At 39.9% G+C, this 8,445-nt stretch carries 10 protein-coding genes; all 10 read left to right on the top strand.

The features are described 5' to 3' along the window. Positions 1-210, top strand: a 210-nt coding sequence (locus AC1DSB_RS10160; protein ID WP_477586656.1) for a FliM/FliN family flagellar motor switch protein, incomplete at its 5' end; no start/stop codon positions are given. Next, positions 200-1,270, top strand: a complete 1,071-nt coding sequence (gene fliY, locus AC1DSB_RS10165) for a flagellar motor switch phosphatase FliY (RefSeq protein WP_477531372.1) — start codon at positions 200-202, stop codon at positions 1,268-1,270. The genes AC1DSB_RS10160 and fliY, both read left to right, overlap by 11 nt. Before the next feature lie 26 nt (positions 1,271-1,296). After that, entirely contained in the window at positions 1,297-1,977 is a 681-nt protein-coding gene (locus tag AC1DSB_RS10170) for a flagellar biosynthetic protein FliO (protein ID WP_477531371.1), read from the top strand. Beyond that, positions 1,974-2,666, top strand: coding sequence for a flagellar type III secretion system pore protein FliP (gene fliP / locus AC1DSB_RS10175; RefSeq protein WP_477531370.1), 693 nt, complete (start codon positions 1,974-1,976; stop codon positions 2,664-2,666). Before AC1DSB_RS10170 ends, fliP begins: the two co-directional genes overlap by 4 nt. 15 nt (positions 2,667-2,681) lie before the next feature. Further along, entirely contained in the window at positions 2,682-2,951 is a 270-nt protein-coding gene (fliQ, locus tag AC1DSB_RS10180; protein WP_016429542.1) for a flagellar biosynthesis protein FliQ, read from the top strand. A gap of 10 nt (positions 2,952-2,961) precedes the next feature. Next, complete coding sequence (gene fliR / locus AC1DSB_RS10185; RefSeq protein WP_477586659.1) at positions 2,962-3,741, top strand: flagellar biosynthetic protein FliR; 780 nt, start codon at positions 2,962-2,964, stop codon at positions 3,739-3,741. Further along, the gene (gene flhB / locus AC1DSB_RS10190) at positions 3,742-4,830 is read left to right on the top strand and encodes a flagellar biosynthesis protein FlhB (RefSeq protein ID WP_477586661.1); all 1,089 of its coding nucleotides are present in this window, start codon (positions 3,742-3,744) and stop codon (positions 4,828-4,830) included. It begins immediately after the preceding gene. Between the two features lie 22 nt (positions 4,831-4,852). Further along, entirely contained in the window at positions 4,853-6,913 is a 2,061-nt protein-coding gene (flhA, locus tag AC1DSB_RS10195) for a flagellar biosynthesis protein FlhA (protein WP_477531367.1), read from the top strand. Next, positions 6,910-8,064: a flagellar biosynthesis protein FlhF gene (gene flhF, locus AC1DSB_RS10200; RefSeq protein ID WP_477531366.1), complete on the top strand. Its 1,155-nt coding sequence runs from the start codon at positions 6,910-6,912 to the stop codon at positions 8,062-8,064. The genes flhA and flhF overlap by 4 nt, the downstream gene beginning before the upstream one ends. Continuing rightward, positions 8,057-8,445, top strand: a 389-nt coding sequence (locus tag AC1DSB_RS10205) for a P-loop NTPase (RefSeq protein WP_477586663.1), incomplete at its 3' end; no start/stop codon positions are given. The genes flhF and AC1DSB_RS10205, both read left to right, overlap by 8 nt.

The following is an 8,445-nucleotide window of genomic DNA, read 5'->3' on the forward strand; positions in this document are numbered from 1 at the left end:
ATATTAGGTCGATCAACGATAGACGTTGGCGATTTTTTGAATCTTAAACGCGGTGATGTCATTCGCTTAAATGAGTCTTACGATGCTCCTGTAACAATATTGGTAGATGATAAACAGAAATTTTTTGCACAACCTGGGGTTTCGAAAGGACGAATGGCTGTGCAAGTAACCGAAGTTCATAGAGAAGGAGATGAATTCGATGAAAACTGATAAGTTATCTCCAGATGAAATCAAAGGTTTACTGGAGCAAAGTGGAACGGACGATGAAACGATTTCCGAGAGTTCCCTATCGAAGCGTGAAATGGAAGCATTGACAGAGTTATTGAATGTATCACTGGGAAGTTCGTCTGCAGTGCTTACCACTCTATTTTCTCAGCAAGTAAGTTTCTCTACTCCAAAACTAATCATCAGACAAAATGATCAGTTATTAACCAATACAAAAGAGCCCTTCATCGTGGTCCTGGGAGAATATGAGGGTGGCATCAACGGCTTACAAATTCTTTCCCTACATGTAGATGATGTTCAGACCATGACAAACCTGATCTCTACGGACAGCGAAGAGAAACATATCAGAAAACAATTTCAAGTGGTAGAAGAAGTGGTACAAAAAATGTTTACTTCTGTCTCACAATCAATGACTACAGTACTAGACCAAGAGGTTTCCCATTCCTTGTCATCGATGGACTTGATAGAAACACTGAAAGACTTCCCTGTTGCAAAATTTACTGATGAAAAATGGTTTGTAGAAGCAGATTTCCAACTGAAAATAGGTACTCAGGAAAATATCAGCCTTCAACTATATATTCCTGTCCGCTTGGGGAAACAAGTGGTAGAAATATTAACAGATTTATTGGAAGAAGGAAGTCATCCAGAGGAGACAAAAGAAATGCAATTTCAATCCACTACTCAAACAGATGTAACTACTAAAACGGACGAATCAGGTTCATCACCTAAAATCCAATCTGTTCAGTTTTCAAATTTCGATGAATCCGGCTCCGCACATTCAGAACCGAACAATTTGGACATGTTACTCGACATTCCACTTCAAGTAACGGTTGAACTGGGAAGAACGAAACGAATGGTGAAAGAAATTTTGAGTGTTTCCCAGGGCTCGATTATTGAACTTGATAAATTGGCAGGTGAACCTGTCGATATTTTAATCAATAACAAGTTAATCGCTGTAGGTGAAGTTGTCGTGATTGATGAAAATTTCGGCGTCCGTGTAACAGATATTTTAAGCACAGCAGAGCGTATTTCAAAACTACGTTAATGCCGTAAGTAAGGAGTTTGCCAGGTTTGATTCAAAAAAAATATGTAAAAGTACTTGCGATGATTTTACTTTTCACTTTATATGTGATGTTGACCCCGAATTTGGCAAATGCTGCTAAAGATCCGACCGTAAAAGAATCTTTGGCTGAAGAAAATCAGTCCGATGAAAAGGTAGAGCCGGTTGTTGAAGAGGAGTTAAAGCCTACTCAAAACACTAGTCTAGTGACCATCATTATTAAACTTATATTCTATACGTTGCTGATTCTCGTCATGATTTATGGATTGATTAAGTTTCTGGCAGTAAGACAAAAGAAATTCCAACCAAATCAAGCAGTTAAATTAATGGGCGGAACTCCATTAGGTAACAATAAATCACTTCAACTTGTAAAAGTAGGTGACAAGGTTTATCTACTAGGAGTGGCAGATCAAGTCACATTGATTAAGGAATTTTCAAATAAGGATGAGATTAGCAGTATTGAGAATGATTTAGAGCAGCAACCAAATATGTTGTCAAACCCGATCATGAATTTATCGAACTCGATCGTCGATTTTTCGAAAGAAAAGATAAGCAAGCGGTTGGAATCTAAACCTACAAATGGTTTTGAACAATTATTCAAGCAAAGCCTGAATAAACAAAAGAGTAAACAAGACCAACTCAAGCAAGATTTGAACAAAGCAGATGATGAAAAGGAAGGTAAATCAGAATGATGATGACAAACTTCCTTCTTTCACTTAGCATTCCTGGCATCAATTTTGGTACGGATGCGCCGGGAGATGTTTCCATTACATTGCAGATTTTGTTCCTGATGACCATCCTTTCGCTGGCTCCAGGAATCTTGATCATGCTCACTTGTTTTACTCGAATCATCATCGTGTTGTCATTTGTTCGTACCGGTTTAGGGACACAGTCTATGCCACCGAACCAAGTGCTAGTCGGACTAGCCCTGTTTATGACCTTTTTCATTATGACGCCAGTAATTAATGAAGTTAACGAAACGGCCTTACAGCCATATCTGGCGGGGGACCTCGCACAAGAGAAAGCGTTGGATACTGCAGTGATGCCAATTAAGGAATTTATGGCAGAACATACGCGACAAAAAGATCTCGCTTTGTTTTTTAAATACGCTGGTTTGGAAAAGCCAGACAGCGTTGAAGATATCCCGTTAAGCTCGCTTATTCCGGCGTTTGCCATCAGTGAGTTGAAGACTGCATTTCAAATTGGCTTTGTCATATTTATCCCGTTTTTGATCATCGATATGGTTGTTGCCAGTACGTTAATGGCCATGGGGATGATGATGTTGCCTCCGGTCATGATTTCGTTGCCATTCAAGATCCTGTTGTTTGTTTTGGTTGATGGCTGGTATTTAATTATAGAATCGCTGCTTGTCAGCTTTTAGGGAAGGAAGAAAACGATGACTCCAGATACGGTGATCAAATTAGCGGAACAATCGATATATATGATCATTATCATATCTGCTCCCATGCTATTAATTGCACTTGCTGTCGGACTGATTGTCAGTGTGTTCCAAGCGATGACACAAATTCAGGAACAGACACTTGCGTTCATTCCGAAAATATTGGCAGTGTTTTTGTCCATTGTGTTGTTTGGACCATGGATGCTGACGATCTTATTGGATTTTACAAGAGATTTGTTCCAACAACTTCCGCAACTAATCGGATAGTGGGATTGATATGAATACTATTTTTGAGATGTACCCATATCTACTGCTGATCTTTGTTCGATTAACTAGCTTTTTCCTCGTTGCGCCTTTATTTTCAATGAAAGGTGTTCCGAACCAATTCAAGGTTGGATTGGGGTTTTTCATTTCATTAATTGCCTTATCCGGAATGGACGCTGATGAAGCACTTCTAATGGATTCCCATTACATCCTGCTGATCATAAAAGAACTTGCAGTAGGCATCGCACTTGGCTTTACAGCAGCATTATTGTTATACACAGTTCAAATAGCGGGAGCATTCATCGATTTTCAGATGGGCTTTGCCATTGCCAGTGTGATGGATCCGCAAACAGGCAGTCAGGTGCCGATTATTGGTCACTTCAAATATATCTTGGCACTGCTTTTTTTATTGACCGTTAATGGACATCATTTAATGCTGGATGGAGTCATGCAAAGCTTCAAGTCATTTCCGGTTGAATCTGTTTCCTTCTCGGCTGATTTTGGTGACATCACTCATTTTTTCACGACATTATTTGTAGAAATGTTCGTCATCGCCTTGCAGATCGCATTACCGATTGTTGGCGCACTATTTCTGATTGATGTAGCTCTTGGCATTTTAGCCAAGACCGTCCCACAATTAAACATTTTTGCAGTCGGGCTGCCATTGAAGATTTTTGTAGGGTTTATCATGCTATTACTTTCGATGCCCATTTTCTTTTACTTATTACAAATCCTGTTCGAAAAAATAATGKTAAGCATGTCTCAGCTGATTAAGTTGATGGGGGGACCATAAGTGCAAAAAAGATATCCTCTCGACTTACAGTTTTTTGCTTCGGAAAAGACAGAAAAAGCAACACCTCAAAAGAGGCAGGAGTCAAAAAGAAAAGGTCAAGTGGCCAAAAGTGCTGAAGTACCTGCTGCATTAATTATGCTTGGTGGAATTATGTTGCTCAATTTTTTGGGTGGCTGGATACTGGATCGGCTTCTAGCAATCTTTCAAATCAATTTCACTCAGTATATTGGATGGGAGTGGAGCCCGGAAAATATTYGCACCTTGTTCGAACAAATGACGTTCAATGCAATAATGATCACGGCTCCAATTATGATTATTGCGATGGTATTCGGCTTTTTGGGGAATTACATTCAAGTTGGGTCTCTATTTACGACAGAGCCTCTCAAGATGAAGCTTGAACGTTTGAATCCGATAGAAGGTGCCAAGAAAATCTTTTCCATGCGTGCATTGGTGGAACTAGTAAAGTCATTACTTAAAATCGCCATTATTGGCTTTGCCGCTTTTAATGTTTTATGGTCGGCAAAAGAAGAGTTGTTTTTACTCTCACAAAAAAGTATCGGCGATTCCTTGTCATTTATCGGTTCCCTTGTTTTCAAGGTGGGGATGGTTGCATCAATTATCTTATTAGTTTTAGCCATAATGGATTACATGTATCAAAAGTATGAATTTGAAAAGGGCATTCGAATGTCTAAGCAAGACATCAAGGATGAATTCAAGAAGGCAGAGGGAGATCCTCTGATTAAATCCAAAATTAAAGAACGACAAAGACAAATGAGCATGAATCGAATGATTCAGGACTTGCCGAATGCAGATGTTCTGATTACAAACCCCACTCACTATGCGATTGCAATTAAGTATGATGCAGAAACCATGGAAGYGCCAATGGTCATTGCAATGGGGAAAGACCATCTTGCCCTGAAAATTAAAGAAAAAGCTAAAGAACTTGAAATTGTGATTATGGAAAATAAACCCCTTGCCCGTGCTCTATACAACCAAGTGGAAATAGGTGACTATGTTCCAGAAGAATTGTTTTTGGCGGTTGCAGAGGTTTTAGCATATATCTATCGCTTAAAAGGAAAGATTAAATGAATTTATGGGAGGAGGAAACAGCATGAAAATCAAAGATTATCTCGTCTTAGTTTCAGTCATTATGATTGTCGTGATGATGGTTATTCCTCTTCCGCCGATTTTACTGGACTTCTTGATTATGATAAACATCAGTATTTCCTTGACGATTATTTTAGTAGCGATGAATACGAAAGAAGCGCTTCAATTTTCAATCTTTCCTACGTTACTCTTACTGACAACGTTGTTCCGTCTCGGATTAAATGTTTCTACAACTCGATCTATTTTAACCAATCAAACAGGGGGAGAAGTTGTTGAAACGTTCGGTTCATTCGTAGTCGGTGGAAGTCCCGTTATTGGTATATTGGTGTTTTTAATTTTAGTTATTATTCAGTTCTTGGTCATTACTAAGGGGTCAGAACGTGTGGCGGAAGTAGCAGCTCGTTTTACTCTTGATTCTATGCCAGGTAAACAAATGAGTATCGATGCAGACCTTGGAGCAGGAATGATTTCTGACCAGGAAGCTAAAAAACGCAGGGAAAAGGTAAGTCAGGAAGCTGATTTCTACGGTGCCATGGATGGTGCGAGTAAGTTCGTTAAAGGGGATGCGATAGCTGGTATTATTATCGTTCTCATTAATATTATCGGTGGCTTAATCATTGGAGTTGTCGTACACAAACTTCCAATCGGTGAAGCTGCTCAACTATTTACCTTATTATCCATCGGTGACGGTCTGGTAAGCCAGATTCCTGCATTGTTGATTTCTACTGCAGCCGGCATCGTCGTAACAAGAGCCGCTTCAGAAGGGAACTTAGGTTCAGATATTACGAAACAATTATTCGCTTATCCAAAGCTGCTTTATGTGGTGGCAGGAACTCTTTCTTTATTTGCTATTTTCACGCCTATCAGTCCTTTATTGGTGTTTCCAGTTGCTGGGCTTGTGGCGTTCGGAGGCTATAGAATGCAACGCACACTGAATGCCGAAGAAGAGGAAGAGAAAGAAGCTTCAAATGAAGGACAGGAGCTGGAAGGATTGAAAAGTCCTGAAAGTGTTGTTGACCTCCTCCATGTGGATGCTATCGAATTCGAGTTCGGATACGGCTTGATTCCTATTGCTGATAAGAATCAAGGTGGGGATTTATTGGACCGCGTCATTATGATTCGCAGACAATGCGCGATTGAACTTGGAATTGTGGTGCCTGTCATACGAATCCGCGACAATATTCAACTCTTTCCAAATCAATATGTCATTAAGATAAAAGGTAACCGAGTGGCTTCAGGTGAGATTATGCTTGATCACTACTTGGCAATGAGTCCTGGAGTTGATGACGAAAGCATTGAAGGTATTGCGACGGTAGAACCGGCATTCGGGATGCCAGCATTATGGGTCAATGAAGAAATGAAAGAAGAAGCGGAAATGGCAGGATATGCAATTGTCGATCCACCTTCTGTTGTCTCGACCCATCTAACGGAAGTTATCAAGAAACATGCCCACGAACTTATTGGCAGACAGGAAGTAAAAACCTTGGTTGAGAACTTAAGAGAAAACTCTCCTGCCGTCATTGAGGAATTGATTCCAAACTTAATGGCAATAGGGGAAGTGCAAAAGGTTCTCATGAAGCTGCTGAAGGAAAAAGTGTCGATCCGAAATTTACTCGTTATTTTGGAAACGTTGGCAGACTACTCACCTCAAACGAAAGATACAGATGTATTGACGGAGTATGTGAGACAAGCTTTATCCAGACAAATCACTTTGCAATATACGAATCCTAATGAGGCATTACAGGTTATTACGGCAGGTGCAAGTCTCGAGAAAAAATTTGCAGAGTCTGTGCATCGTACTGAACAAGGGAGCTACTTATCGATTGACCCAGAAGCTTCACAAACCATTTTTCAAAAGATTTCGGAACAAGTCACTCAGCTTCAACAATCCGGTGTGCAGCCTATATTGCTGACATCGCCTGCAACCCGCATGTATATGCGCCAATTCGTCGAACAATTTGCACCAGATCTTCCTGTCCTTTCTTATAATGAATTGGAACCGGAAGTAGAGATCCAAAGTGTTGGAGTCGTTAATATCTCAGGAGGGGTGGGTAGTTTCTCATGAGGCTGAAAACGTATGTTGTCAATAATATGACCGAGGCCATACCCAAGATCAAAAGAGACTTGGGTCCGGACGCTCTTATTTTAAATACAAAGCAAATTAAAACAGGTGGTTACTTAGGTTTTTTCAAGAAAGCCAAACTTGAAGTAATTGCTGCAGTTGAACCAGCACCAAGTGAATCAAAGCGAGTCGTATCAATCAAGCCTGAGATTCAAGCTTCTGAAAAGGAAATGGACGAGGATCCTGAGTTAAATAAATCAGTAAGTCCGATTGATAAGAATGAGGGAAATCTGGATGAGCTGATGAGTGAACTGAAAAGCCTGAAGCAGTTCATGTTCCAAGTGATTGATGAAGACCGTTTGCCAGAGACGTTAAAAGCACTAAATAAAAAATTAAATGCACAAGGAATTACCGCAGAAGTTCAATCGGAGATAATGGCTAAGCTGATGCTGGTTTTAGAACAGCATCCTAATACCTCAGAAGATAAAATTAAAGCTTTGGCTAAAAGAGAAATCATCAAGTTGATCAATGCCCATAAAAAAAGACCGAGCAGAAGAAAAGCAGATATCATTTGTTTTATTGGTCCAACCGGAGTAGGAAAGACCACAACCATTGCTAAAATAGCGGCTGATTATTTGCTGAGTGAAGATAAAAAAGTGGGACTGATTACGTCAGACACCTACCGGATTGCAGCAGTGGAGCAATTAAAAACGTATGCAGGCATTTTGAATATCCCAATCAGAGTAGTGGAATCTTCAGTCGACCTGAGTGCGGCTATAGATGATTTAAGCGGCTGCGATATCATTCTAATGGATACGGCCGGCAGAAACTATCAACAAAAACAGTATATTGATGATCTAAAGCAGATGCTTCCAGACAAGAAGGAAATACAAATTAACTTAGTGTTGAGCCTTACCGCCAAGTACGAGGATATGAAGAAAATCATTGATAATTTCCAAACAATTGTGATGGACCAGCTGATTTTGACAAAAAAAGATGAAACCAGTTCATCTGGTGCCATCTTGAACTTGATTTATCATTACTCAATCCCAATACGATATATTGCCAATGGCCAAAATGTTCCAGACGATATTCTTACCGTAACCCCTGAATTAATAGCAAACTTCGTATTAGAGGAAGATGAAAATGATTGATCAAGCTAATAAATTAAGGGAAAAAGTGTTGCAAAAGACACCCCAAAAAGAGCGGAGACAAACCCGGATTATTGCCGTCACCAGCGGAAAAGGTGGTGTCGGAAAATCAAACTTCGCACTGAATTTTGCTTTGAGTCTTGTTCAACAAAACAAGAAAGTCCTAATTTTTGACGTTGACCTGGGATTTGCGAATGTCGATGTATTACTCGGCAGATCCAACAAAGAATCCATCGCTACCATGATCGAAAAGGATTTATCTATTTGGGATATTATCGAAGAAGGACCGAATGGCTTGTTATTTATCTCAGGAGGATCGGGATTTAATGAGATGTTCAGCCTGGATGAAACGAAAATGAACAAATTTTTCAGTGAGTTAAGCTC

Source organism: Paenisporosarcina sp. P4_E4_2 (assembly GCF_056401595.1).

Excerpts from the sequence above, each read along its gene's own strand:
- fliQ (WP_016429542.1), top strand. The coding sequence starts at position 2,682 with ATGACTCCAGATACGGTGATCAAATTAGCGGAACAATCGATATATATG.
- flhF (WP_477531366.1), top strand. The coding sequence starts at position 6,910 with ATGAGGCTGAAAACGTATGTTGTCAATAATATGACCGAGGCCATACCC.
- fliP (WP_477531370.1), top strand. The coding sequence starts at position 1,974 with ATGATGATGACAAACTTCCTTCTTTCACTTAGCATTCCTGGCATCAAT.
- flhA (WP_477531367.1), top strand. The coding sequence starts at position 4,853 with ATGAAAATCAAAGATTATCTCGTCTTAGTTTCAGTCATTATGATTGTC.
- fliY (WP_477531372.1), top strand. The coding sequence starts at position 200 with ATGAAAACTGATAAGTTATCTCCAGATGAAATCAAAGGTTTACTGGAG.